The organism is Rhodanobacter sp. UC4451_H18 (assembly GCF_052978225.1).
In genome coordinates this window covers 68,563-91,864 of sequence record NZ_CM129663.1, presented here as the reverse complement: position 1 = coordinate 91,864, position 23,302 = coordinate 68,563, and the positions used below count along the sequence as shown (strand labels likewise).

The following is a 23,302-nucleotide window of genomic DNA, read 5'->3' as shown; positions in this document are numbered from 1 at the left end:
CGCCGGCCGTCACCCGTACGGCCGCTCGCCGGAGCCAGGACGATGATGCTGAGCCGCACCCTTCCATCGAGCATCCGCAAGCTGGACCCCGGCGCGTTCGCGCTGGTGATGGCCACCGGCATCGTCTCCATCGATGCCGGCCAGCACGGCATGCCCGTGCTGGCGCGTGCGCTGTTCGTGCTGAACGCGGTGGCCTTCGTGCTGCTGCTGGCGCTGAACGCGCTGCGCCTCGTGCATGCCAGGTGCGAGGTGCTGGACGACTTCACCAACCCGGCGCGGGGCGCGGGCTTTCTCACCTTCGTCGCGGCCATCGGTGTGCTGGCCAGCCAGTGTGTGCTGGTGGTTCCGCTGCCGCATTGGGCCGTCGCGTTGACCGTGCTCGGCGCGGTCGGCTGGGGCTGCCTGTCGTACCTGCTGCTGCTCGCCGTGATCACCGGCCAGCGCAAGCCCGGCTTCCGGCGCAGCATCAATGGCGGCTGGCTGGTGGCGGTGGTGTCGACGCAGGCGCTGGCGGTGGCGATCACCTTGCTGGTGGCGCACGACCATGCGACGCCCGCGCTCGGCTGGCTGTTCGCCGCGCTGTGCCTGTACCTGGTCGGTGCGGCGCTGTACCTGATCCTGATCACGCTGATCTTCTACCGCCTGCTGTTCCTGCCGCTGCCGGCCAGCGGCTTCACGCCGCCGTACTGGATCAACATGGGCGCGCTGGCGATCACCACGCTGGCCGGCAGCCTGCTGGTGCTGCATGCGCCGGCGCAACCGTCGCTCGGTGCGCTGGTGCCCTTCGTCAAGGGCTTCACCCTGTTCTTCTGGGCCAGCGCCACCTGGTGGATTCCGCTGCTGGCGATCCTCGAGCTGTGGCGCCACGGCATGCGCCACGTGCGCCTGCGCTACGCGGTGGACGACTGGGACATCGTGTTTCCGCTGGGCATGTACACGGTCGGCACGAACGCGCTGGCACAGGCACTGGACCTGGATCTGCTGCAGCCGGTGTCCGACCTCGGCGTCTACATCAGCCTGCTGGCCTGGTTGCTGGTGGCGGCCGGTGCACTGCGGCACTGGCGGCGCGCCTTCGTGCGGGGCTGAGGCGCACGATGCGCGCCTTCACCGGCGGCTTTCGGCGTGCCGCACCTGGCCGTCGCCGCGCAGCACGAAGCGTTCGATGGTCAGCGCCTCGGCGCCCATCGGCCCGTAGGCGTGCAGGCGCGTGGTGGAGATGCCGATCTCGGCGCCCAGGCCCAGCTCGCCGCCGTCGCTGAAACGGGAGGAGGCGTTGACCATCACCACGGCGGAACGGATCGCCTGCACGAAGCGTTGCGCGGCGGTTTCGTCGGCGGTGGCGATGACTTCGGTGTGGTCGGAGCCGTGGCGACGGATGTGCGCGATGGCGGTGTCGAGGTCGTCGACCACGCGCACGGCGAGGATCAGGTCGAGGAACTCGGCGGCGTAGTCGTCGTCGGTCGCCGCGCGCATGTCGGGCACCAGGGCGCGGCTGCGCTCGTCGCCGCGCAGCTCGACGCCGCGCTCGCGCAAGGCAGCCACCGCGCGCGGCAGGAAGGCGGCGGCGACGTCGCGATGCACCAGCAGCGTCTCCAGCGCGTTGCACACGCCGGGGCGCGAGGTCTTGCCGTCGATCAGCAGGTCCAGCGCCAGCGCGAGGTCGGCGGCGCAATCCACGTACAGGTGACAGACGCCCTTGTAGTGCTTGATCACCGGCACGCGCGCGTGTTCGGCAACGAAACGGATCAGGCCCTCGCCGCCGCGCGGAATCGCAAGGTCGACGATGTCGACCAGCTGCAGCAGTTCGACCATCGTCTCGCGGCGCAGGTCGTCGACCAGGGTCACGGCGGCGGTCGGCACGCCGTGCGCCTCCAGTGCCGACTTCAGCGCCGCGGCGATCGCGGTGTTGGAATGGATCGCCTCGGAGCCACCGCGCAGGATCACCGCGTTGCCGGCCATCAGGCACAGCGCGGCGGCGTCGGCGGTGACGTTGGGGCGCGCCTCGTAGATCATCGCGATCACGCCGAGCGGGATGCGCACGCGCTCGACCGACAGTCCGTTCGGTCGTGTCTCGCGGCGGGTCGTTACGCCGACCGGGTCGGGCAGCTCGGCCACTTCGCGGAGCGCGCCGGCGATGCCGGCCACGCGTGCCTGGTCCAGCCGCAGGCGGTCGAGCATGGCGCCCTGCACGCCTTTCGCCGCGGCCTGTTGCACGTCTTCGGCGTTCGCTGCCAGCACCGCGGCGGACTGCGCTTCCAGCGCCGCAGCCATGTCGCGAAGCAACGCGCGCTTCGTCCCCGTGTCGAGCGCCGCGACTACCTGCGCCGCGTCGCGGCAGGCGAGTGCCTGTTCGCGGATCGTGCTCATGTGCTGATCTCCTGTCCGGACACAACCGGGCGACTCATGCCGACGAGGTCGTCGCGATGCACCACCTCGTCGCCGTAGCTGTAGCCGAGCACGCCGTCGATCTCGCGGCTGTGCCGGCCGGCCAGACGGCGCACCTCGGCGGCACCGTACTGGCTGAGTCCGCGCGCAACGGCGGCGCCGTCCGCGTCGACGATCTCGACCAGGTCGCCGCGGTGGAACTCGCCGTCGGCTCCAAGCACGCCGCCCGGCAGCAGCGAGACGCGCCCGCCGGCCAGCGCCTTCACCGCACCGGCGTCGATGCGGATGCGGCCCGGCGCCGCGGGTGCGTGGCGCAGCCAGTACTTGCGCGCCTGCAATCGCGTGGAAGCCGCGGCGATCAGCGTGCCGCGCAACTGCCCGCGCTGCAGTGCCTGCACGGTGGCCGCCTCGCGCCCGCTGAACAAGGCCGTGGGGATGCCGGCGGCGGCAGCTTTCGCCGCGGCCTGCAGCTTGGTGCGCATGCCGCCGGTGCCGGCCGCGCTGCCGCTGTCGCCGGCCATCGCGACGATCTCGGCGGTCAGCGCGGCCACCTGCGCGATCGGCACGGCCGCGGGATCGCGCCGCGGGTCGGCGCTGTATAGCGCATCGACGTCGGAGGCGATCAGCAGCAGGTCGGCGTCGACCAGCGCGGCCACGATGGCGGCAAGGTTGTCGTTGTCGCCGAGCTTCAGTTCATCCACCGACACGGTGTCGTTCTCGTTGATCACCGGCAGCACGCCGAGCTGCAGCAGCTCGCGCAGGGTGGCGCGCGCGTTGAGGTAGCGGCGGCGGTTGCGCAGGTCGTCGTGGGTCAGCAGCACCTGCGCCACCGGCCGCGCGGACAGCGATTGCCACAGCGCGATCATCGGCGCCTGGCCCAGCGCGGCCAGCGCCTGCCGCGCGGCGAGGCCGCCGCCGTCGCGCGCATGCTGACGCAACAGCGCACGTCCCGCCGCCACCGCGCCGGAGGACACCAGCACCACCTCGCGGCCTTCGGCATGGCTGGCGGCAATGAAACCGGCCAGCGCTTCGGCGTGACGCGACGTGAGGCCGCCGCCGTCGGCGGCGAGCAGGTTGCTGCCCACTTTCAGCACGGCGCGGCGCCAGGAGGGCAATGCCTGTGCGGGCAGGCCGGTGTGCGTGTTCCCCGTGTCGATCGCCGCCATGCCCGTGCCTCCGCTTCAGTCGTCGAGTGCGCGTAGTCGCGCGTGCAGTTCATCCAGTCGCAGGTCGTTGCCGGCGCCCGGCGACACGCGGGCGGCTAGGCTGCCTTCGGGCGTGCGCCCCTGCCCTGCGGATGCCGCGGTTTCCGCCGCCGCGCGATACGCATCGCGGAACGGCACGCCGGCGGCGGCCTGCTCGATTGCCACGTCGGTGGCGTACATCGCCGGCTCGATCGCCGCACGCATCGCGGCTTCGTTCCACGCGAATCGCGCCAGCAGGTCGGGTACCAGTTCCAGCGCCATCAGGCCATGACGCACGCCATGGAAGATCGAGCCCTTGGAGAACTGCAGGTCGCGCTGGTAACCGGACGGCAGCGACAGCAGCTGTTCGATCTCGGTGCGCGCGGCGGCCACGCTGGCGTAGCTGGCGCGCAGCAGTTCGATCACGTCGGGGTTGCGCTTGTTCGGCATGATCGAGCTGCCGGTGGTGTACTCGGCCGGCAATTTGACGAAGTCGAATTCGGCGGTGGTGAACAGCGACAGGTCCCACGCCAGCCGGCGCAAGTCGAGCAGCGCGCCGCCGATCGCCTCCAGCACCGCCATCTCGAACTTGCCGCGCGACAGCTGCGCGTAGATCGGCGATATCTGCATGCGCGCGAAACCGAGCGCCCGGGTGGTGTGCTCGCGGTCGAGTTTCATGTTCACGCCGTAGCCGGCGGCGGTGCCGAGCGGGTTGGCGTCGATCAGCGTCATCGTCTGCCGCGCGCGCAGCGCATTGTCGATGAAGCCCTCGGCGAAACCGGCGAACCACATTGCAGTGGACGACACCACCGCACGCTGCAGGTGGGTGTAGCCGGGCATCGGCACGGCTTCTTGCGACGCGCGCTCAAGGCAGACTCCGGCGATGGCGCGGCAATGCGCCTCCAGCGCGGCCAGCTTGTCCTTCAGCCAAAGCCGGGTGGCAACCAGGATCTGGTCGTTGCGGCTGCGTCCGGTGTGCACGCGGCGGCCGGCGTCGCCGAGGCGCTCGGTGAGGCGGGCCTCGATCGCCGAATGGCCGTCCTCGTAGCGCTCGTCCAGCACGAACGCGCCGCTCGTGAAATCAGCGGCCAGCGCATCCAGCTCGCGCTTCAGTGCGGCGGCTTCGTCGGTGCTGACCACGCCGATGTTGGCCAGCCCTTCCACGTGCGCCTTGCTGGCGGTGATGTCGTGCAGGAAGAACTCGCGATCCAGCAGCACGTCGTCGCCGGCGAGGAACTGCATGATCTTCGCGTCGATCTGGATGCCGGATTTTTGCCAGAGGGGTTGGGTCATGGTGGTGTCCTGAAATCGGCTAGAGCGGAATCGCGGTGTATTCGTCCACGCCGATCGCACGGTTGATGTTCTGCATCGCCTGGGTGGCGGCGCCCTTGAGCAGGTTGTCCAGCGTGGCCACGATCACCACGCGCTTGCCGTCGGCCGATACGGCGAAGCCGCCGACCTCGGCATGGTGGCGGTGCGCGATGCGGCTGACCCACGGCGCCTCGTCGGTCACGACGGCCAGCTTCTCGCTGTCGTAGGCGGCACGGAAACGCTGCAGCACGTCCTCGCGTTTCAGCGGGCGGGTGAGATACAGGTTGGTGGTGACGGTAAGCCCGCGGAAGTGCGGCGCCACGTGCGGCATGAACTCCACCGGCACGCCGAGCCGGAACGAGGCCTCCTTCTCGTGCATGTGGCCGGTGAGCGCGTACGGCATCAGGTTGTCGCGCAGTTTTTCCGGATCGTTCTTGTCCGACGGCGTGGTGCCGGCGCCGGAATAGCCGGAGACGCCGAAGCACACCGGTGGCGCGGCCAGCAGGTCCTTCAGCGGCGCGATGGAGAGCTGCATGGCGGTGGCGTAGCAGCCGGGATTGCTGATGCGCCGCTCACCACGCCACTTGTCGCGGGTCAGCTCGGGCAGGCCGTAGTACCACGACGGGTCGAAGCGGTAGTCGGCGGAAAGGTCGAGGATCAACGTGTCCGGCTTCGCCGCGTCGATCGCCTCGACGAACGGCGCCGCCTTGCCGTTGGGCAGCGCCAGGATCACCACGTCGGCGCCCTGCGCCACCACCGCGGCCGGGTCCAGGCTGGCGTAGCGCAGTTCGCCGGCGAAACCGTCGACGTGATCGGCCACTCGCTGGCCGTCCAGTTCGCGCGAGGAGACGAAGGCCAGTTGCAGCAGCGGGTGCGCCGCGATCAGGCGGATCAGTTCCATGCCGGTATGGCCGCGCGCGCCGACGATGCCTACCGTTTTCCTGTTCGTGTGCATGGCTCAATCCACCAGTGTCGGCTGACGTTGCGCGCAATGCGCCACGCAACGGGAGATCGTGTCGAACCCGTCGATGCCGTACCAGAACACCTTCCAGCGCGGCTGCTTGATGCAGCCGTCCGATTCGGCGTAGTAGAAAGGGTTGACCGGGTTGCCGTGACGCGAGCGCCAGAACAGCCGCGGATTCTCCTCGCGCATCACCTGCCACACCGCGCGGCCCAGGCCTTCGCCCTGCGCGTCGTCCAGCACGGCGAACTTGTCGAGATACGGCAAGCCGTCCTCCTCGACAAGGATCATCGCCGCGCGGTAGTTCTCGCTGACGTAGATGCGCATCGGCCTGGTGCGCTCGAAATAGTCCGGCACCAGGGTGCGGCCGAAGCTGGACTCGATCAGCCTGCGCATGCGCGCGCGGTCCACGCCGTCCCAGGAGTCGAAGCGCAGCACCTTCTCGCCGCGTCGCACGAGGGTGCCGGAACCCTTGTGGGTGAACAGCTCCTTGGCCAGTTCGGACGGGCGGGTGATCGACACCGACGAGGTCAGCGGCAGGTCGGCCAGCAGGTCGGCGATCTGCTCGATCTTCAGGCGCATGCCACCGTTGATCCAAGGCTGCGCCATCAAGTGATCGAACTCGGTGCTCAGATTGATCGAATCGATCACTTTGCCGTGCTCGTCGAGCAGGCCTCCCGTGCCGGTGAGGAACACGATCTTGTACGGCTGCAGCACGCGCACCAGTTCGTTCGCGGCGAAGTCGGCGTTGACGTTGAGGATCTGCCCTTTGTCGGTTTCGCCCAGGCTGGCGATCACCGGGATGGAGTTCGCGCGCAGGCTGGCCTCGATCGGCGCCAGGTTGATGCTGCGGACCTTGCCGACCAGACCGTAGGTATCGCGGTCCAGGTAGTCGGCCATGAACACGCCCGTCGCCACCGAGGTGGCGCGCGTGTCCATCGACTGCAGTGCCTCGACCAGTTTCAGGTTCTGCTGCTGGAACACGCGGCGCACGATGCCGAGCGCCTTCGGCGAAGTCACGCGCAGGCCGTCGATGGTGTGCTTCTCGATGCCGGCGGCAGCCAGCTCCTCGTCCAGCTGCGGACCGGCGCCGTGCAGCACGATCGGGGTCAGGCCGACCTGCTGCAGGAAGGTCAGCGACGAGGCGAGATCGGCCAACTCGTCGCGCAGCACCGCGCCGCCGACCTTGACCACGGCAAAGCGCTTGGCATCCAGCTCGGAGAAGCGCTTGAGGTACTGCTGGATCTCCTTCGCGCTGCCCATGCTCGAAAGCAGGCGCACGATGGTCTTGCGGGTGTGCTTATGCGTTTCCATGTTTATTCCTTGCGTTCATCCGTGAACGCCAGAGTCGAAAACCGGCCTTCCCTGGCCGGACCTCTCGATGATTCGATAAACCGTTTGTGCATAGCGCTCGAGCTGCTCCAGCGCGACCCACTCGTCGGCGCTGTGCGCCTGCGCGATATCGCCGGGGCCGTAGACGAAGGCGGTGTAGCCGGCGGCGGAGAACAGCGCCGCCTCGGTCCAGAAGTCCACCGCGTTGCCGACCGGGATGCCCAGCTCGTCGGCCACGTCGCGCGCGACCAGCCGGTTCGCCTCGGCGTTCGCCGTGTCGCCGGCCGGCAGCGAGGCGCCGCGGAAGGTTTCCGCGAACTCGACCGGCGCCGGCTCGACCAGCGAGCGGAACTGGGTCAGCAAGCGGTCCGGGTCCATCGTCGGCAGCGGCCGCATGCCGAAGCGGACCTCGGCACTCGGCGCGATCATGTTCGCCTTGATGCCGCCCTCGATGCGGCCGATGTTGAAGCGCAGGCCGGTCAGTCCGCCGAAGCGTTCGTGCGACTGCGCCGCCACGAAATCCAGCGCCGCGTTGCCCCAGCGCACGGCCTGGTGCAGTGCGCTGTCGCCCGGCTTCTGCTCGCCCGAGGCATGCCCGGCCTGGCCGGCGAAGCGCATCAGCACCGACTGGATGCCGCGATGCGCCAGCACCGCCTCGCCCTTGGTGGGCTCGGCCACGATCACTGCGTCGTAAGCGTGCGGTTCGCGCAGGAAGCCGGCGATGCAGCGCGCGTCGTTCGCCTCCTCGTCGGTGGTGAACAGCAGCGCCAGGTCGCCGTGACTGGCATTCGCCACCGCCAGCAGCGCCGCCGCCGCCCCCTTGATGTCGCACGCGCCCAGGCCGATCGCGCGATCGGCAGTGACCCGCAGCGTGTGCGGATCGGCCGTCCACGCCGGCGAGTCCGGCACGGTGTCCAGGTGCACGTTGAACAGGACCTTCGGCTCGCCGCGCACCGCGTGCAGGGCCACCGCGCCGGCACCGAAGTCGGTCACCGTCACGTCGAAGCCGGGCAGCTGCGCGCGCAGGTAGTCGAAGATGCCGCCGGTGTCGATCGTGCGCGGCGGATTGCGCGTGTCGAAACCGACCAGCGCCGCCAGGTGTTTCAACGTGGCATCGAGCAGTGCGCTCATCCGCGATTGACCTCGGCCCACAGCGTGCTGCTCATGCCGAACAGCTTGATGAAACCCTCGGCCTCCTCCACGCCCCAGTCGGCCGACTGCGCATAGGTGGCGCCCTTGGCGTTGAGGATGTGCTTCGACTCCACCGCCACCGCGCCGACGCTGCCGCCATTCGTTTCCAGCGTCACCGTGCCGTTGACGGTGGACTGGCTGGACGCCAGGAACGCCTCCAGGTCGGTCTTCAGCGGGTCGTGGAAGAAGCCCTCGTAGACCAGCTCCACCCACTTGCGCGCCACCTCCGGCTTGAAGCGGTTCTGCTGCTTGCTGAGCACCGCTTCTTCCAGCGCGCGATGCGCGGCGAGCAGCGCGGTCAGGCCCGGTGCCTCGAAGATGATGCGGCCCTTCAGGCCGATGGTGGTGTCGCCGGTGTACAGGCCGCGACCCACGCCGTACTGCGCGAACAGGCCGTTGAGCTTCGCCAGCATGGCGTGCCCGGCGATCGCCTCACCGTCCAGCGTCACCGCCTCGCCGTTGACGAAGCCGATCTTCACCTGCAGCGGTTTGGACGGCCATTCGGCGCGCTGCTTGCACCAGCCCACCGCGCCGGCGCCGGGCGCCTGCCACTGATCGATCTCGCCGCCGGACATGGTCAGGCCGAGCAGGTTCTCGTTGATGGTGTAGGCCTGCTGCTTGGCGCGCACGCCGAAGCCGCGGTCTTCCAGGTACTTCTGCTCGTAGGCGCGCGTCTGCGTGTGTTCCTTCTGGATCTCGCGGATCGGCGCCACGATCTGGTAGTCGCCCAGCGCCTTCACCGCCAGGTCGAAACGCACCTGGTCGTTGCCCATGCCGGTGCAGCCATGCGCGATCGCCTTCGTGCCCAGTTCGGCGGCGCGCTTCAGCGCGGATTCGACGATCAGGTAGCGGTCGGACACCAGCAGCGGGTACTGGCCCTGGTAGCCCTCGCCGGCCCACACGAACGGCTTGACGAAGCCCGCCCAGATCGCCGGGCCGCCATCGACCGTGACGTGGCTGGCCACGCCCAGCTCCTTCGCGCGGTTCTCGATGAAGGCGCGCTCTTCGGCGTCGACACCGCCGGTATCGGCGAACACGGTGTGCACGGCCCAGCCGCGCTCCTGCAGGTAAGGCACGCAGAAGCTGGTGTCGAGGCCGCCGGAAAAGGCGAGGACGATGTCTTTGCTCATGGCTTGCAGATCCTGGAAATAAGTAGGGTCAGGCGGATTCGACGACGACGCGCGGCTCGCAGCGCACCGGGAAATTCACGGAATTGGCGATGAAGCAGGCGTGATGCGCCGCCTCGTGCGCCGCTTCGGCCTTGGCCGGGTCGCTGGCGGCAGTGATGGTCACCGTGGGGCGCAGCACCACTTCGACGAAGCGGCCGCCGTCGCCTTCGGTGGCCATCGTGCCTTCGGCGGCATCGCTGTACGCCGTCACCACCACGCCGGCCACGGTGGCCATGTGCAGATACGACAGCATGTGGCAGGTCGACAATGCCGTGACCAGCATGTCCTCGGGATTGTGCCTCGCGGCATCGCCGCGGAAGGTGGGGTCGGAGGAACCGGCGATCGCCGGCTTGCCGTCGATGCGGATGATGTGGTCGCGGCTGTAGTTGCGGTAGCCGTCTGTGCCGCTGCCGAGGTTGCCGGTCCATTCCACGGCGACGCGATAGTGATGCTGATGATTCACGGTTTCGACTCCTCTTGTCGGGACATCCATGCGGCCAGTTCCGCGTCGCCATCGCCGTCGCGCTCGCGCAGCCCGGCGATCACGCCCGCGCGGTTGCGCGCGGGATGATTCTGGCTCAGCTTGAACTTGCCTTCGATGCGGTCGATCGAGACTTCGAGGCCGACGATCGCGCGCAGCGAAGTCTCGATATGGTCGTCCGGCGCGTCGCTGATCTTCCATGGCTGCGGCTGGCCCGCCTCATGGTGGTCGGTCAGGGTTTCCAGCAGACGACGCAGCCACGCCGCGTCGTCGATCACGCGCAGCCGGCCGTGCACGTGCACCACCGCGTAGTTCCAGGTCGGCACCTCGCGCCCGGTCTCGTGCTTGCTGGGATACCAGTTCGGGCTGATGTAGCCGTCCGGGCCCTGGAACACCAGCAGCACCTCGGCGCCGTCCAGTCGCGCCAACTCGTTGCCGCGCGCGACATGGCCGTGCAGCACCTCGCCGACCCGTTCGAACGGCAGGTGATTGGCCGTCAATCCGTCGGCCGCGCGGGTCACCAGCGTGGCGAACGGGTATGCGCGAATCAGCCCGTGCAGGGATTCGACGCGGCTTTCCACAAAATGCTTCGGCGTATACATGGCGGCTCAACCCTGGCCGATCAACGACGCCATCACCGCCTTCTGCACATGCAGGCGGTTCTCAGCCTCGTCGATGGCGATGCAGGCGGGCGAATCCATCACCGCGTCGGTGGCCTTGACGTTGCGGCGCAGCGGCAGGCAGTGGCTGAACAGGCCGTGGTTGGTGAGCGCCATCTTCGCCTCGTCGACGATGAAGTGCCTGTTCGCTTCGCGCACAGGCTTCTCCTCTTCCCAGCGACCGAAGAACGGCAGCGCGCCCCAGCTCTTGGCGTAGACCACGTCGGCGCCGGCGTAGGCTTCCTCGATGTCGTGGCTGACCTTCAGCGAGCCGCCGTTCTGCTCGGCGTTCAGACGGCCAAACGCCATGTAGCGCTCGTCCAGCACGTAGTCGGGTGTCGGGCAAAGCAGGGTCACGTCCATGCCCAGCTTGGTCGCGATCAGCAGCGCCGAATTCGCCACCGCGGTGTTCAGCGGCTTCGGGTGATAGGTCCACGTCAGCACGTACTTCCTGTTCTGCAGGTCGCCCAGGTGCTCCTTCAGCGCCAGCGCGTGGGCCAGCTCCTGGCAGGGATGGGTGATCGTCTCCATGTTGATCACCGGCACCGTGGCGTAGTGCGCGAACGCCTTGATCACCTTGTCCTGGCGATCCACCGCCCAGTCCTGGAATTTCGGGAACGCGCGCACCGCGATCAGGTCGACGTAACGCGACAGGACCCGCGCCACCTCGGCGATGTGCTCCTCGGTATCGCCGTCCATCACGCTGCCAACCTCGAACTCGATCGGCCACGCGTCCTTGCCCGGCGCCAGCACGATCGCGTGGCCACCCAACTGGAACGCGCCCAGCTCGAAGCTGGTGCGGGTGCGCATCGAGGGATTGAAGAACAGCAATGCGATCGACTTGCCGGCGAGCTGCTGGCCGCGCGGCGAGCGCTTGAACGCGGAGGCCTGCTCCAGCAGCGCGTCGATCTCGGCGCGGCTGTAATCCTGGGTGGTCAAGAAATGCCGAATGGTCATGAAGTCGATGCCTTATTGAAGAGTCCGGCCATGGATGGCCGGGGTGTTGCGGATGGATCCGCGTGAAATAAACACAAAAAACCCGGCACAAGGGCCGGGTTTGTCGTCGATGCACAAGAAACGCGTGCGACTGCCTACCCGGCCGGATGTCGAGTCATCGGTCGGCGCGCACGCGACGTCATGCCAGCGGCCGCGCGGGCGCTGGTAAGTACGGTGGCGGTATAGACGGCTGAAGACATGCGATGTTCCGGGTGGTCGGCGGCTATCATGGCGAGAATTTCGCTGCCATGCAACAAAAATCTGCGCCAGGTCAGTGCCTGTCCGGCAATTATCGGCGTCTGAAAAAAATCGCCGCCCGAGAGGGGCGGCGGGATGGATGAGCGGAAGTCGGGATCAATCCACCGGGGTGACGGAAACCCGCACGCGCAGGCGTTCGCCCGGATCGTAGTCCAGCCGCGACATGTAGACCTCGCCGCGATAGCGATATTCCACGTCGTAGCCGATGATCCGGCGCTGCTCGCTGACCGTGTTCACCTCGCGGCACTGGGTCTGCGTGCTCTCGTAATCGCGACCGCGCGTGCTGCGGTTGCCGATCGCGCCACCGGCCACGGCACCGGCGACCGTCGCCGCCTTGCGCCCGTCGCCCTTGCCCACGGTGTTGCCCAGCACGCCACCGATCACCGCGCCCAGCACCGTGCCGGCGGTGCTGTTGCCGCCCTCGTGGCGCACCACCTGCTGGTCGTAGCACTCCTGCCGCGGCACGTTGGTGCGCGTCACGCCATGCACCGGGTCGGCGCGCAGCACGTCGGCCCAGCCGTAGTGGGCATTGCCGTCATCGTTGGGGTACGGCGCATTCTGCGCGTGCGCGCCGGCCGCCATCATGGCCAGCACCAACGCGGAAACCCATAGCTTGACCATGACCTGCTCCCGTGATGCACGTTCCACGCCACGCGCGGACTGGCAGCATTGCAGCAAATTCACTATGAATACACGCTTAGGCCGGACCGGCCTGTTCAGCCGTGGCGACCGTTTGCCGCAAGGCCGACGGCATCACGGATCGCCGGGTCCGGCCAGGAGCGGGCGATCCGCGGGGCACGAGCGGCATCGTCGCTTGTTAAGATGCGCAACCTGCCCCGCCCGACCGCCGACTCCCTCGCGGATGTGACCGATGCCGATTTCGCTCTACAACAGCCTGACGCGCCGCACCGAACCGTTTGTTCCGCTGGATCCCGCGCGCGTCACGATGTACCTGTGCGGACCGACGGTCTACAACTACGTTCACATCGGCAACGCGCGCGGGCCGGTGGTGTTCGACGTGCTGGCGCGGCTGCTGCGGCGGCACTACCCGCAGGTGGTGTATGCCCGCAACATCACCGACGTCGAGGACAAGATCAATGCCGCGGCATTGGCCGAAGGCGTGCCGATCTCGATCATCACCGAGCGCTACGCGCGCGCCTATCGCGAGGACATGGCCGGGCTGGGCATTGCGCCGCCGGACCTGGAGCCGCACGCCACCGCGCACATCGGCGCGATCATCGCCATGAACGAGGCGCTGATCGCCGGCGGCCACGCGTACGCGGCCGAAGGCCATGTGCTGTTCGACGTCGGCTCGTACCCCGACTACGGCGCGCTCTCCGGCCGCGACACCGAAGAGTTGATCGCCGGCGCACGCGTGGAAATCGCGCCATACAAGAAGAACCCCACCGATTTCGTGCTGTGGAAGCCCTCCACGCCCGAACTGGCCGGCTGGGACAGCCCGTGGGGGCGCGGGCGCCCCGGCTGGCACATCGAGTGCTCGGCGATGTGCGCCGCGCAGCTGGGCGAGACCATCGACATCCACGCCGGCGGCGTCGACCTGCTGTTCCCGCATCACGAGAACGAGATCGCGCAATCCACCTGCGCGCACGGCGGCAAGACCTTCGCGCGCTGGTGGATGCACAACGGCATGCTCACCTTCGACGGCCGCAAGATGTCCAAGTCGCTGGGCAACGTGCTGCTGGTGCACGAGCTGCTGAAACTCCACCCGCCCGAGGCGCTGCGCCTGCGCCTGCTCAGCGGCCACTACCGGCAGCCGCTGGACTGGTCCGACGGCGCCATCCAGCAGTCGGTCAGCACGCTGGACGGCTGGTACCGGGTGCTGCGCGACCTTGCCGACGTGGCGATCGACGCATCGCGGCTGCCCGTGCCGGCCGCCGTCGAAGCGGCGCTTTGCGACGACCTCAACACGCCCCTGGCGCTGGCCGAACTGGCCGTGCTTGCAGACGCCGCGCGTCAACACGGCACGCCCGCGGCCAAGGCCGATCTGCTCGGCGGCGGCGCCCTGCTCGGCCTGCTGCAGCAGGACCCGGAAGCATGGTTCAAGCACTCCGGCGGCGTGCACGTGGATGCCGCGCAAGTCGAGGCCTTGCTGGAAGCGCGTCGCGTCGCCCGCAGCGCCCGCGATTTCGCCCGCGCCGACGCGATCCGCGACGAGCTGGCCGCGATGGGCGTGGTGATCGAGGATGGTGCACAGGGCACGCGGTGGAGCATCGCCAAGGCCTGACGGCCATGCCGGAGCGGGTTTCATTTCCCGCCCTGCTACGCGCGATAATGGGCGCATGAATATCGCCGCCAGCAGCACCGACCAGGCCCAGCAGGAAATCGCCGAAGAGTTCGCCTTTCTCGGCGACTGGAGCGAGCGCTATCAGTACCTGATCGACCTCGGGCGGCAATTGCCGCCGTTTCCCGAGGAGTGCAAGACCGAAGCTTGGCGCGTGCACGGCTGCCAGTCGATGGTGTGGCTGGTGCCCAGTGGCGATGCGTCGTGCATGCACTTCGAAGCCACCAGCGACTCCGCCATCGTCTCGGGCCTGATCGCGCTGGTGCTGCGCGTCTACTCCGACCGCCCGGCCGCGGAGATCGTGGCCACCGAACCCGGCTTCATCGGCACGATCGGCCTGGCCAAGCACCTTTCACCCACCCGCTCGAACGGCCTGACAGCGATGCTGGCGAAGTTGAAGGGATACGCCGCGGCAGCGGCGGGACAAAAGTGAGCAAGGAAGGGAAGCGAGCAAAGAGAAGCGAGGAATGAGAGAAGGCAACGGCGTCTCGCGCTCCGGCTCCTCTCCCACTCATCTTCACTCGCTCCTCGCAAAAAGCCCCGCTCGAAGCGGGGCTTTTTGCTGCATCGCGAAGCGGCGCGCCTTGCTCAGTCCCCCATCTGCTTCTGCAGATGTTCGCGGCGTTCCTGGGCGTCGAGCGAGAGCGTGGCGATCGGGCGCGCGTCGAGGCGGTCAACGCCGATCTCCTCGTCGGTCTCCTCGCAGAAGCCGTAGCTGCCTTCCTCGATCCGGCGCAGCGCCTTGTCGATCTTGGAGATCAGCTTGCGATAGCGGTCGCGGGTACGCAGCTCCAGCGAGTTCTCCGTTTCACGCGTGGCGCGTTCGGCTTCGTCACCGACGTCGCGCACCTCCTCCCGCAGGTTGTCCATGGTCTGGCGCGACTCTTCCACCAGCTGGTCGCGCCATTCACGCAACTTGTTGCGGAAGTAGGCCAGGTGTCGCGGGTTCATGTACTCCTCGTCGCTGCTCGGGCGATAACCCTTGGGCAAGGAGATCGTGCTGGTGGAGGGCAAGGCGTATCGCCCGTCTTCACGGGTGACGCCGCTGTCTAGAGTTTTTGTTGCCAGTTTATTCATTGGGGACGACGAATTCTTCGATTTCTTGTGGGAGGAAGCATGATTCCCGGGAGCGCTGACCATGGCCGTGGCGCTTGCCACCTTGCCCTTGAAGAGCCTGCTCGCGGGTGAAGGAGAATGGTGGATGGTCGCCGCGACCGGCTCCGGTCGTGCCGCGTGGGTTGCCGGCGCCTTGGCTGCCGGTGCCGCCGGTTTGGCGGCCTTGCCGTGCACCGGCCGGGGCGCCGGCTTCTTCGCCGCGGGCTTCGCCGCGACCTTGCTGGCCGGTGCCTTGCCCGCTGCAGCCTTCCCGGGCGATACCTTCTTCGCGGGAGCCTTCTTCACTGAGGGATGCTTCACGACGGGATGTTTCGTCACGGCCTTTTTGGCAACGACCTTCTTCGCCGGCGCTTTCTTCACCGCGGCCTTGCTCGCCGGCGCCCTGCCCTTGGCGGCCTTGCTGCCCGCCGCGGCCTTCTTGGCCGGTGCGTGGGCAGTCGGCCTGGAGGCCTTGGTATGCGGCGCAGCCTTCTTCGGGGTGGCCTTGCTGGCGGGTTTCGCGGCGGCCCGTGCGGGGGACTTCGCGGCGACCTTGGCAGCCTGCCCCTTGCCTGCCACCGGCTTCGACTTGACGGCCTTGGTGCCAGCCTTGTTGGGCGTCTTGCCCTTGTGCGCCTTGGCGGCGGTCGAACTCGCTTTGGTCTTCGCCATATCCCTTCACCCTGATTGGCCTTGGGGGCCGCGTGTTATAGCCGATGCATTCAACACCGGCAAGCCTGCTTCTGGAATACTTGTACCACTACATGGCGCACGCCGCTTCGGTATCCGTGAACATCCTCTCCCGATTCATACTGTGGTTGCTTGGTTTGTACAAGCGCTGGCTCAGCCCCCTGCTTGGCCCTCGCTGCCGCTTCCACCCCAGTTGTTCCGATTATGCACGGATTGCGGTCATCCGCTTCGGTCCGTGGCGGGGCAGCCTGCTGGCCGCATGGCGACTGCTGCGCTGCCAGCCGCTGTGTCCCGGCGGAGAAGATCCGGTGCCGGAACATTTTCATTTTGCGAGTTGCCGCGACCACGACGCGCCGCGTGATCCGGATGTGCCGCACTCCCGCTGACGATCGCGCGGCCTAACCGATGGAACCGTAGCCGCCTTCCACGCCCTTGCTGGCATAGGCAACGGCGTCGTGCGGATGCAGGCTCTCCTGGTGTTCCACCCGGATGTGGAAATCGCCGAGGCGGTCGTCGGCATCGAGTGCCTTCTGGATGCGCCGGGCGGCGTCCTCGCAGAACATCAGGTTGCCGCCGTTGGCCAAGGCGAAGGCTTGTTCGTCCTCGCGCTTTACCGCGGTCTGCACCGGCGTGCCGAGCGCGCTTTCGACCCGATCGATCAGCCCGACCAGATGGAAGCCGGCGTCGGCCGCCGGGCGCACGCGCAGGCGCGCCACGCTGCGCTGCGCATGGGCGGCGGCCACGATGCCCTTCTCGCTGCCCAGCCACGCCAGCACGGCGGCGTGATCGAGCGCCTCGCCGGGCGCAAAATCGTGAATGAACTGGTCCTGGATCAGCTGCCGCGACAGCGCCGCCGAGGCCGGGCAAGTCGACGAATAGACCACCTCGGTGCCGAACTCCAGCAGGAACTGGTCGCCAACCAGGCTGGCCTCGATGCACACCGGATAGGCGCGCCAGCCGCTGTTCGCGCTTTTCAGTGCCGGCCGGCGCACGAGGTGTTCGAAGCGGATGCTGAGGCAGGCGCGGTCGGACAGATCCTGGTGCGAGTCGAGGAAGCCGCGCAGCAGCGAGTGCAGCATGTCGGCGCTCAGGGTCTGCGTGCTCAACGCCTGCTCCACCTGCAGGTACAGCCGCGACATGTGGATGCCGCGCTTGTCCGGTCGCTTGAGATTGACGAAGGCACCGACGCGGGCACTGGAGCGCTGCGTTTGTCCATCGCCCGCGTCGAACAACACCGGCACCTGGATCTCGGCCATGCCGACCCAATCCAGCGCACCGGCAAGATGCGGCTGTGCGTGGACGGCCACGTCGGGGAGCAAGCGGGCGGTGTTTTCCTGGCTGGGCATGGAGGAGATCCTGGCATCGGCGCGACGAGCCGCCGCGAAACCGCCAATCTTGGGGCAAGGCGGCCACCTCACAATGGTGTCGCCACGGAAACGCTGCGTCCGCTCGCGCAAAACTACTGTGTCTGGCGCCGCCATGCACGGGCGGCCTGCCACGCCCGCCACGGCGTCGACCACGGCGTGCGCGACCAGTCGGCCTGCAACACGGCCAGTGCCTCGTCGGCATGCAGCGCGCGGCGCGCCAGCGCGCAGGCCTGACGCGACTCGAGTGCACGGAACACGCTGAGTGGCCCGCCCAGCGCATCGGCAGCGCGCCAGTCGCCGAGCAAATCCTGCAACTGCGCCCGGATCGCCTGCTGCCGCGGTGCGCAAGGCTTGCGCAGTTGCGCGCGATCCAGCCCGTGGCGTGCCAGCCGGGCCATCGGCAGTGGCAGGCGGTCGCGTTCGGCGTCTGCGTCCAGGTGCAACAAGGCATGCAACAAGTGATTGAGCACGGCCACCCGGGTCGCGCGCTCGGGCGAGGCCGCAGCGCCATACCACCATGCCGTCTCCAGTGCGGCCAGCGCACCGTGCAGCGGCATCGCCGCCTGCAGTTGGTCGGCGTAATCGGCCGCCGTGCCCTGCTCCAGCTGCGCCATCGCCGCCAATACCGGTGCCAGCCACAGCTCCGTGGTGATCGCGTGAGCGCGTTCGTCATCGAACAGCACCTGGGTGAGCGGATGCCGCCCGCCGCTGGCCGCCGCACCGGCCAGTTCCTCCGCCCACCAGCCGAGCTTGGCGGCGGCCACCTGCGGCTCGCGGATGCCGTAAGCCGCGCTCAGCAGCTCCTGCTCCAGCGCGGCCAGCGCCACGTGGCCCGGATGGCGGCGGCCGTCGACGAAGGCCAGCGCCACGCGCTGCTGCGGCTGCGCGGCCAGCCATTTGTCGATGAAGCCCTGCAACACCGCGTTCTGCCCGGCTGGTTCGCTCATGCCGTCGCCGACTCCAGTCGCAGCAACTCGGCCAGGGCGGCGGGCCGATCCAGCACGACATCGGCGCCCCAGGCGTGCGGATCGCCGCCGTCGAGGTAGCCCCAGCTCGCGGCCACGGTGAACACGCCCGCCGCTGCGCCGGCCTGCACGTCGCGGCGATCGTCACCGACGAACAGGCACTGGCCCGGCACCAGTCCTGCGCGTTCGCAGGCCAGCAGCACGGGTGCCGGATCGGGCTTTTTCACCGGCAAGGTGTCGCCGCACACCACGGCGGCGGCGCGCGTCGACCAGCCGATCCGGCGCAACAGTTCGTCGGTCAGGAATGCCGCCTTGTTGGTGACGATGCCCCAACGCAGGCCTCGCGCTTCCAGCCGCGCCAGCAGGTCGTCGACCCCGTCGAAGGCGCGCGTGTCGCGGGCCATCACCTGCTCGTACAACTGCAGGTAGCGCGGCACCAGCGCCTCGATCACCGCCTCGCCGCGCGAGGCGAACGCGCAACGCAGCACCGCGCGGGCACCGCGCGAGACCACCTCGCGCACGGGCGCGTAGGCGGGCGATGCCACGCCCTCCTCGGCGCACTGCGCCTGCAGCGCGGCGTACAGATCGGGCGCGCTGTCCAGCAAGGTGCCATCGAGATCGAACAGGACGCCGGCGACGGATGAAGGCAGCGGCTTGCTCATGCCGGCTTCTGCGCGCAAAGCACGTAATTGACTGCCGTGAGAGAGCTCAGGCGTGCCTCGCGGCGGAACGGGTTGTAGGCCAGGCCGCTGACGTCTTCCAGCTCCAGCCCCACGCCGCGCAGCAATCGCGACAATTCGGAGGGCTTGAGGAACTGCGCGTAGTGGTGCGTCCCGCGGGGCAGCATGCGCAGCAGGTATTCGGCCCCCAGGATCGCCGCGCCGAACGCCGCCGGCGTGCGGTTGAGGGTGGACATGAACAGTCGCCCGCCGGGCTTGAGCATCGCGGCCAGGTCAGCGAGCAGCGCCGCCGGGTCGGGCACGTGCTCGATGAGCTCCATGCAGCACACCGCGTCGAACGTCGCCGCCTCGGCAGCGGCGAGCTCGGCGGAGGACTGCACCCGGTAATCGACCTGCAGCTCCGATTCGTGCAGGTGCAGGCGGGCGATCCCGATCACCTTCTCGCCGAGGTCGATGCCGGTGACGCGCGCGTCGGCGCGGGCCAGCGACTCGCTGAGCAGGCCGCCGCCGCAACCCACGTCGGCCACGCGCGCACCGCGCAGGTCCATCCGCCCGGCGACATAGGCCGTGCGCACCGGATTGAGGTCGTGCAGCGGTCGCGATTCGCCGTCGGGGTCCCACCAGCGGGACGCCAGCTGGTCGAAGCGGGCGATTTCGGCGGGGCTGACATTGGCGGCGGTCATGTTCGAGTCCACGTTAAGACGCCTGCCATTCGTGCACCGTGATGTCCCAGCCGCCACTGACATGCGCGGGGTCGCGCTGCACCAGCGCCGTTGCCTCGGCGAGGTCGGCCGCGTGCAGCAGGTAGGCACCGCCGGACTTGTCGCCGAAGCCGCCGGACAGCTCCACCTTGCCCTCGCCGCGCAACTGGTCCAGATAGGCCAGATGCTGCGGCACCACGGCCGCGTCGAACTGCGGCCGGCGGATCAGCAAAACCAGGTAACGATTCATCGGAAAACTCCCACTCAAGTTGCGGCGATCCGCTCGCGCCAGGCGCGCGCTCGCGCCAGGATCGCCGCGGTATCCATGTCGATCAGCTCGCGCGCGGCCAGCTTGCGGTGCCCGGCGATCCACACGTCGGTGACCTGCTGGCGGCTGCACGCATACACCAGTTGCGAGGCGACGTGGAACAGCGGCTGGGTCTCCAGGTCGCTCAGGCGCACGGCAGCCAGGTCGGCCTGCTTGCCGGGTTCGATCGAGCCGATGCGCGCTTCCAGCCCGATCGCCCGCGCGCCGTTGAGCGTCGCCGCACGCAGCGCAAAGGCGGCGTCGAAGGCGGCGGCGTCCTGCGCCACCGCCTTGGCCAGCTGCGCCGCCGTGCGCATCTCGCCGAACATGTCCAGGTCGTTGTTGGAGGCGCAACCGTCGGTGCCGATCGCCAGGTTCGCGCCTGCGCGCCGGAACTGCTCCGCCGGGCAGAAGCCGGAGGCGAGCTTGAGGTTGGATTCCGGGCAATGCACCACCGAGACACCGGCGCTCGCGCAGGCGGCGATCTCGCCCTCGGTGACCTGGGTCATGTGCACCGCGATCAGGCGGTCGTTGACCAGGCCCAGGCGCTGCAGGCGCTGGAACGGGCGCAGGCCGCTCTTTTTCTTCTCTTCCTCGATCTCGTGCGCGGTCTCATGCAGGTGCAGGTGCACCGGGATGTCGAGCTGGTCGGACTGCAGCCGGATGCGCTCGAAGCTCTCGTCGGAGACGGTGTACGGCGCATGCGGCGCGAACGCGGTGCTGACCAGCGGATCGCCGCGGAAGCTGTCATGCACCTCGCCGGCGCGCGCGAAATACTCGTCCTGGCTGTTCGCCCAGGCGGTGGGGAACTGGATTACCGGCAGGCCGACCACCGCGCGGAAGCCCAGCTTGCGATAGGTCGCGCCGATCACGTCGGGGAAGAAATAGTTCTCGTTGGCGCAGGTGGTGCCACCGCGCAGCATCTCGGCCACGGCCAGTTCCACGCCGTCGCGCACGAACTCCGGGCCGATCACCCTGGCCTCGGCCGGCCAGATGTGCTGCTGCAGCCAGACCATCAGTGGCAGGTCGTCGGCGAGGCCGCGCAGCAGGGTCATCGGGTTGTGCGTGTGGCTGTTGACCAGGCCGGGGATCAGCGCGTGCTCGCCCAGTTCGACGCGCTCGCGCGGCGCATAGGCGGCGCGGGCCTCGTCGATCGGCAACAGCGCCACGATGCGCTCGCCGTCGATGGCCACGGCGTGGTTTTCCAGCACCACCGCATGCGGCTCGACGGGCACCACCCAGCGCGCCTCGATCAGCAGGTCGATGGATTGCGGGGTGGTCTGGGTCATCGTTCACTCACTTGCAAGGGGTGGATGCGAGAAGGGGCGGCACACCCCTCGATGGTGCCCGCCCCGTGTTCGTCATCCCGGCCAAAGCCCGGATCCCATGTTGCTGCGGTTGCTTGTGCGCAGGATGAGGCGTGCTGCGCACGAGTGTTTCACTGGACCCTGCCTGCGCAGGGATGACGAACCGGCAAAGGCGCGGGCATGGCCCGCGCGCCGCTTCGTCACTTGACGCGGCTGTCGTATTCGCCGGTGCGGGTGTCGACCTTGATGACTTCATCCTGGCCGACGAACAGCGGCACGCGCACCACCGCACCGGTCTCCAGCGTGGCCGGCTTGCCACCGCCGCCGGAGGTGTCGCCGCGCACGCCCGGGTCGGTCTCGACGATCTTCAGCTCGACGAACTTCGGCGCCTGCACCGCCACGATGTTGCCGTTGAACAGGGTGACCACGCACTCCTCTTCGCCCTTGAGCCACTTCCACGCATCGCCCATCGCGGCCTGCGTGGCCGGCACCATCTCGAACGTCTCCATGTTCATGAAGTGCCACAGGCGGTCCTTGCCGATGCCGTCGATGAAGGACAGCTGCATGTCGGTGTCGGTGACGTCGGCCTCCTCGAACGAGTCGCTGGACTTCAGCGTCTGCTCGGTGGTGCGGCCGTCCTTCAGGTTGCGGATGCGGATGCGGGTGAACGCCTGGCCCTTGCCCGGCTTGATGAAGTCGGCCTCGGTGATGATCCAGGGATCGCCGTTGTGGAGGATCTTCTTGCCCGTCTTGACGTCGTTGAGGCCGAGGGTCGCCATGCGCTGTCTGCTCCAAAGGTAAAACCGCCCCGCAGGACGGCTAAAATGAGTATCTTTTCACGGGCCAAGAGGCCCGCCGAAGGCTCTCCATGATAACCGCAAGCCCCAGTGCCCGCCTATCGTCGCCTGCAACCGACTGGCGCGAGCTCTGGCGCAACGCCATCACCGACCCTGCCGAACTGCTGCAGGCGGTGGGCCTGGGCGACCGCACCGACCTGCTGCCGCCGGACGACGCCGGCTTCGCCTTGCGCGTGCCGCGCGGTTTCGTCGCGCGGATGCGGCGCGGCGATCCGCGCGATCCGCTGCTGCTGCAGGTGCTGCCCCAGCGCACCGAACATGACCGGGTCGCCGGCTTCACCCTCGACGCCGTGGGCGACCTCTCGGCCAAGGCCGGCCACGGCATGCTGCACAAGTACGACGGGCGCGCGCTGCTGATCGCCAGCGGCAGCTGTGCGGTGAACTGCCGCTACTGCTTCCGCCGGCACTTCCCGTACGGCGAGGAAATCGCCGCCGCCTCGCACTGGCGCGAGGCGCTGGAGCGGCTGCGCGCCGACCCGTCGATCCGCGAACTGATCCTCTCCGGCGGCGATCCGCTGTCGCTGGCCACGTCCAAGCTGGAGGAGCTGACCCGCGGCCTGGCCGAGCTGCCGCAGGTGATCCGCCTGCGCATCCACACGCGCCTGCCGGTCGTACTGCCCGAGCGGGTCGATGACTCCCTGCTGGCCTGGCTGGCCGGCCTCCCGCTGCAGAAGGTGGTGGTGCTGCATGCCAACCATGCCAACGAACTCGACGCCGGCGTCGACGCGGCCTGCGCCGCCTTGCGCGAGACCGGTGCGACGCTGCTGAACCAGTCGGTGCTGCTGCGCGGCGTCAACGATGATGCCGACGCGCTTGCCAACCTTTCCGAACGCCTGTTCGCCGCCGGCGTGCTGCCCTATTACCTGCACCAGCTGGATCGGGTCCACGGCACCGCCCATTTCGAGGTGGCCGACGACACCGCGCTCGCGCTGCTGGACACCCTGCGCGCGCGCCTGCCCGGCTACCTGGTGCCGCGACTGGTACGCGAGGTGGCGGGCGACCCGGCCAAGCGGCCGCTGTGAGCCGCCACCGGCCAGGTCCGGGGCTGCCGCACCGGTGGCGAGCGACAGCGGAATCCGCTACAAACACTCATTGCCATCGACC

General features: G+C 68.5%; 24 protein-coding genes. 5 read left to right on the top strand and 19 right to left on the bottom strand.

The features are described from left to right. Positions 1 to 42: 42 nt before the first annotated feature. Positions 43 to 1,086, top strand: a complete 1,044-nt coding sequence (locus ACVCMG_RS00465; protein WP_447106298.1) for a tellurite resistance/C4-dicarboxylate transporter family protein — start codon at positions 43 to 45, stop codon at positions 1,084 to 1,086. A gap of 18 nt (positions 1,087 to 1,104) precedes the next feature. On the opposite strand, the gene ACVCMG_RS00460 is transcribed toward ACVCMG_RS00465, so the two are convergent. The 11 genes from ACVCMG_RS00460 to ACVCMG_RS00410 all read right to left on the bottom strand — a co-directional run bounded on the left by ACVCMG_RS00460 (position 1,105) and on the right by ACVCMG_RS00410 (position 12,548). Next, positions 1,105 to 2,367 carry a glutamate-5-semialdehyde dehydrogenase gene (locus ACVCMG_RS00460; RefSeq protein ID WP_447114644.1) on the bottom strand — a complete coding sequence of 421 codons (1,263 nt, stop codon included), beginning with the start codon at positions 2,365 to 2,367 and terminating at the stop codon, positions 1,105 to 1,107. Next, positions 2,364 to 3,551, bottom strand: a complete 1,188-nt coding sequence (gene proB / locus ACVCMG_RS00455; RefSeq protein WP_447114643.1) for a glutamate 5-kinase — start codon at positions 3,549 to 3,551, stop codon at positions 2,364 to 2,366. The genes ACVCMG_RS00460 and proB overlap by 4 nt, the downstream gene beginning before the upstream one ends. Positions 3,552 to 3,566: 15 nt before the next feature. Further along, positions 3,567 to 4,862 (bottom strand): argininosuccinate lyase, encoded by a 1,296-nt coding sequence (gene argH, locus ACVCMG_RS00450; RefSeq protein WP_447114642.1) that lies wholly within the window; start codon positions 4,860 to 4,862, stop codon positions 3,567 to 3,569. Positions 4,863 to 4,881: 19 nt separating this feature from the next. Next, on the bottom strand, positions 4,882 to 5,835 hold the full coding sequence (gene argC / locus ACVCMG_RS00445) for an N-acetyl-gamma-glutamyl-phosphate reductase (RefSeq protein WP_447114641.1): 954 nt from the start codon (positions 5,833 to 5,835) through the stop codon (positions 4,882 to 4,884). 3 nt (positions 5,836 to 5,838) lie between these two features. Then, positions 5,839 to 7,155 (bottom strand): acetylglutamate kinase, encoded by a 1,317-nt coding sequence (locus ACVCMG_RS00440; protein WP_447114640.1) that lies wholly within the window; start codon positions 7,153 to 7,155, stop codon positions 5,839 to 5,841. Between the two features lie 15 nt (positions 7,156 to 7,170). Further along, positions 7,171 to 8,304 (bottom strand): acetylornithine deacetylase, encoded by a 1,134-nt coding sequence (locus tag ACVCMG_RS00435; protein ID WP_447114639.1) that lies wholly within the window; start codon positions 8,302 to 8,304, stop codon positions 7,171 to 7,173. Beyond that, positions 8,301 to 9,494: an argininosuccinate synthase gene (locus tag ACVCMG_RS00430; protein ID WP_447114638.1), complete on the bottom strand. Its 1,194-nt coding sequence runs from the start codon at positions 9,492 to 9,494 to the stop codon at positions 8,301 to 8,303. Before ACVCMG_RS00430 ends, ACVCMG_RS00435 begins: the two co-directional genes overlap by 4 nt. 28 nt (positions 9,495 to 9,522) lie before the next feature. Then, positions 9,523 to 9,996: an OsmC family protein gene (locus ACVCMG_RS00425; RefSeq protein ID WP_447114637.1), complete on the bottom strand. Its 474-nt coding sequence runs from the start codon at positions 9,994 to 9,996 to the stop codon at positions 9,523 to 9,525. Continuing rightward, complete coding sequence (locus tag ACVCMG_RS00420; RefSeq protein WP_447114636.1) at positions 9,993 to 10,616, bottom strand: FMN-binding negative transcriptional regulator; 624 nt, start codon at positions 10,614 to 10,616, stop codon at positions 9,993 to 9,995. Before ACVCMG_RS00420 ends, ACVCMG_RS00425 begins: the two co-directional genes overlap by 4 nt. A 6-nt stretch (positions 10,617 to 10,622) precedes the next feature. Beyond that, on the bottom strand, positions 10,623 to 11,630 hold the full coding sequence (locus tag ACVCMG_RS00415) for an N-acetylornithine carbamoyltransferase (protein WP_447114635.1): 1,008 nt from the start codon (positions 11,628 to 11,630) through the stop codon (positions 10,623 to 10,625). A gap of 393 nt (positions 11,631 to 12,023) precedes the next feature. Continuing rightward, a complete protein-coding gene (locus ACVCMG_RS00410) occupies positions 12,024 to 12,548 on the bottom strand; it encodes a glycine zipper 2TM domain-containing protein (protein WP_395119164.1) in 525 nt (174 codons plus the stop codon). Positions 12,549 to 12,798: 250 nt separating this feature from the next. On the opposite strand from ACVCMG_RS00410, the gene cysS reads away from it, so the two are divergent. After that, positions 12,799 to 14,172 (top strand): cysteine--tRNA ligase, encoded by a 1,374-nt coding sequence (gene cysS, locus ACVCMG_RS00405; protein ID WP_447100140.1) that lies wholly within the window; start codon positions 12,799 to 12,801, stop codon positions 14,170 to 14,172. Positions 14,173 to 14,227: 55 nt separating this feature from the next. After that, on the top strand, positions 14,228 to 14,662 hold the full coding sequence (locus tag ACVCMG_RS00400) for a SufE family protein (RefSeq protein ID WP_395119168.1): 435 nt from the start codon (positions 14,228 to 14,230) through the stop codon (positions 14,660 to 14,662). Positions 14,663 to 14,817: 155 nt separating this feature from the next. Here the strand turns inward: ACVCMG_RS00400 and dksA are convergent, their stop codons facing one another. Further along, positions 14,818 to 15,996, bottom strand: coding sequence for an RNA polymerase-binding protein DksA (gene dksA / locus ACVCMG_RS00395; protein WP_447114634.1), 1,179 nt, complete (start codon positions 15,994 to 15,996; stop codon positions 14,818 to 14,820). Positions 15,997 to 16,088: 92 nt separating this feature from the next. Here dksA and yidD point away from each other — a divergent pair, with 92 nt between their 5' ends. Next, a complete protein-coding gene (yidD, locus tag ACVCMG_RS00390) occupies positions 16,089 to 16,400 on the top strand; it encodes a membrane protein insertion efficiency factor YidD (protein ID WP_395121406.1) in 312 nt (103 codons plus the stop codon). A gap of 12 nt (positions 16,401 to 16,412) precedes the next feature. Here yidD and folE2 read toward each other — a convergent pair whose 3' ends face one another. From folE2 to efp, 7 genes are all read right to left on the bottom strand, one after another. Further along, a complete protein-coding gene (gene folE2, locus ACVCMG_RS00385; protein ID WP_395119172.1) occupies positions 16,413 to 17,360 on the bottom strand; it encodes a GTP cyclohydrolase FolE2 in 948 nt (315 codons plus the stop codon). Between the two features lie 113 nt (positions 17,361 to 17,473). Then, positions 17,474 to 18,328 (bottom strand): phytoene synthase, encoded by an 855-nt coding sequence (locus ACVCMG_RS00380; protein WP_447114633.1) that lies wholly within the window; start codon positions 18,326 to 18,328, stop codon positions 17,474 to 17,476. Continuing rightward, positions 18,325 to 19,008 carry a phosphoglycolate phosphatase gene (gene gph / locus ACVCMG_RS00375; protein WP_395119176.1) on the bottom strand — a complete coding sequence of 228 codons (684 nt, stop codon included), beginning with the start codon at positions 19,006 to 19,008 and terminating at the stop codon, positions 18,325 to 18,327. The genes ACVCMG_RS00380 and gph overlap by 4 nt, the downstream gene beginning before the upstream one ends. Further along, positions 19,005 to 19,709, bottom strand: a complete 705-nt coding sequence (gene ubiG / locus ACVCMG_RS00370; protein ID WP_447114632.1) for a bifunctional 2-polyprenyl-6-hydroxyphenol methylase/3-demethylubiquinol 3-O-methyltransferase UbiG — start codon at positions 19,707 to 19,709, stop codon at positions 19,005 to 19,007. The genes gph and ubiG overlap by 4 nt, the downstream gene beginning before the upstream one ends. A gap of 13 nt (positions 19,710 to 19,722) precedes the next feature. Then, positions 19,723 to 19,977: a YciI family protein gene (locus ACVCMG_RS00365; RefSeq protein WP_395119180.1), complete on the bottom strand. Its 255-nt coding sequence runs from the start codon at positions 19,975 to 19,977 to the stop codon at positions 19,723 to 19,725. 14 nt (positions 19,978 to 19,991) lie between these two features. Beyond that, on the bottom strand, positions 19,992 to 21,323 hold the full coding sequence (locus ACVCMG_RS00360) for a TRZ/ATZ family hydrolase (RefSeq protein WP_395119182.1): 1,332 nt from the start codon (positions 21,321 to 21,323) through the stop codon (positions 19,992 to 19,994). 218 nt (positions 21,324 to 21,541) lie between these two features. Then, on the bottom strand, positions 21,542 to 22,120 hold the full coding sequence (gene efp / locus ACVCMG_RS00355; protein WP_136258394.1) for an elongation factor P: 579 nt from the start codon (positions 22,118 to 22,120) through the stop codon (positions 21,542 to 21,544). Between the two features lie 89 nt (positions 22,121 to 22,209). On the opposite strand from efp, the gene epmB reads away from it, so the two are divergent. Then, positions 22,210 to 23,220, top strand: coding sequence for an EF-P beta-lysylation protein EpmB (gene epmB / locus ACVCMG_RS00350; protein ID WP_395119184.1), 1,011 nt, complete (start codon positions 22,210 to 22,212; stop codon positions 23,218 to 23,220). Positions 23,221 to 23,302 lie beyond the last annotated feature (82 nt).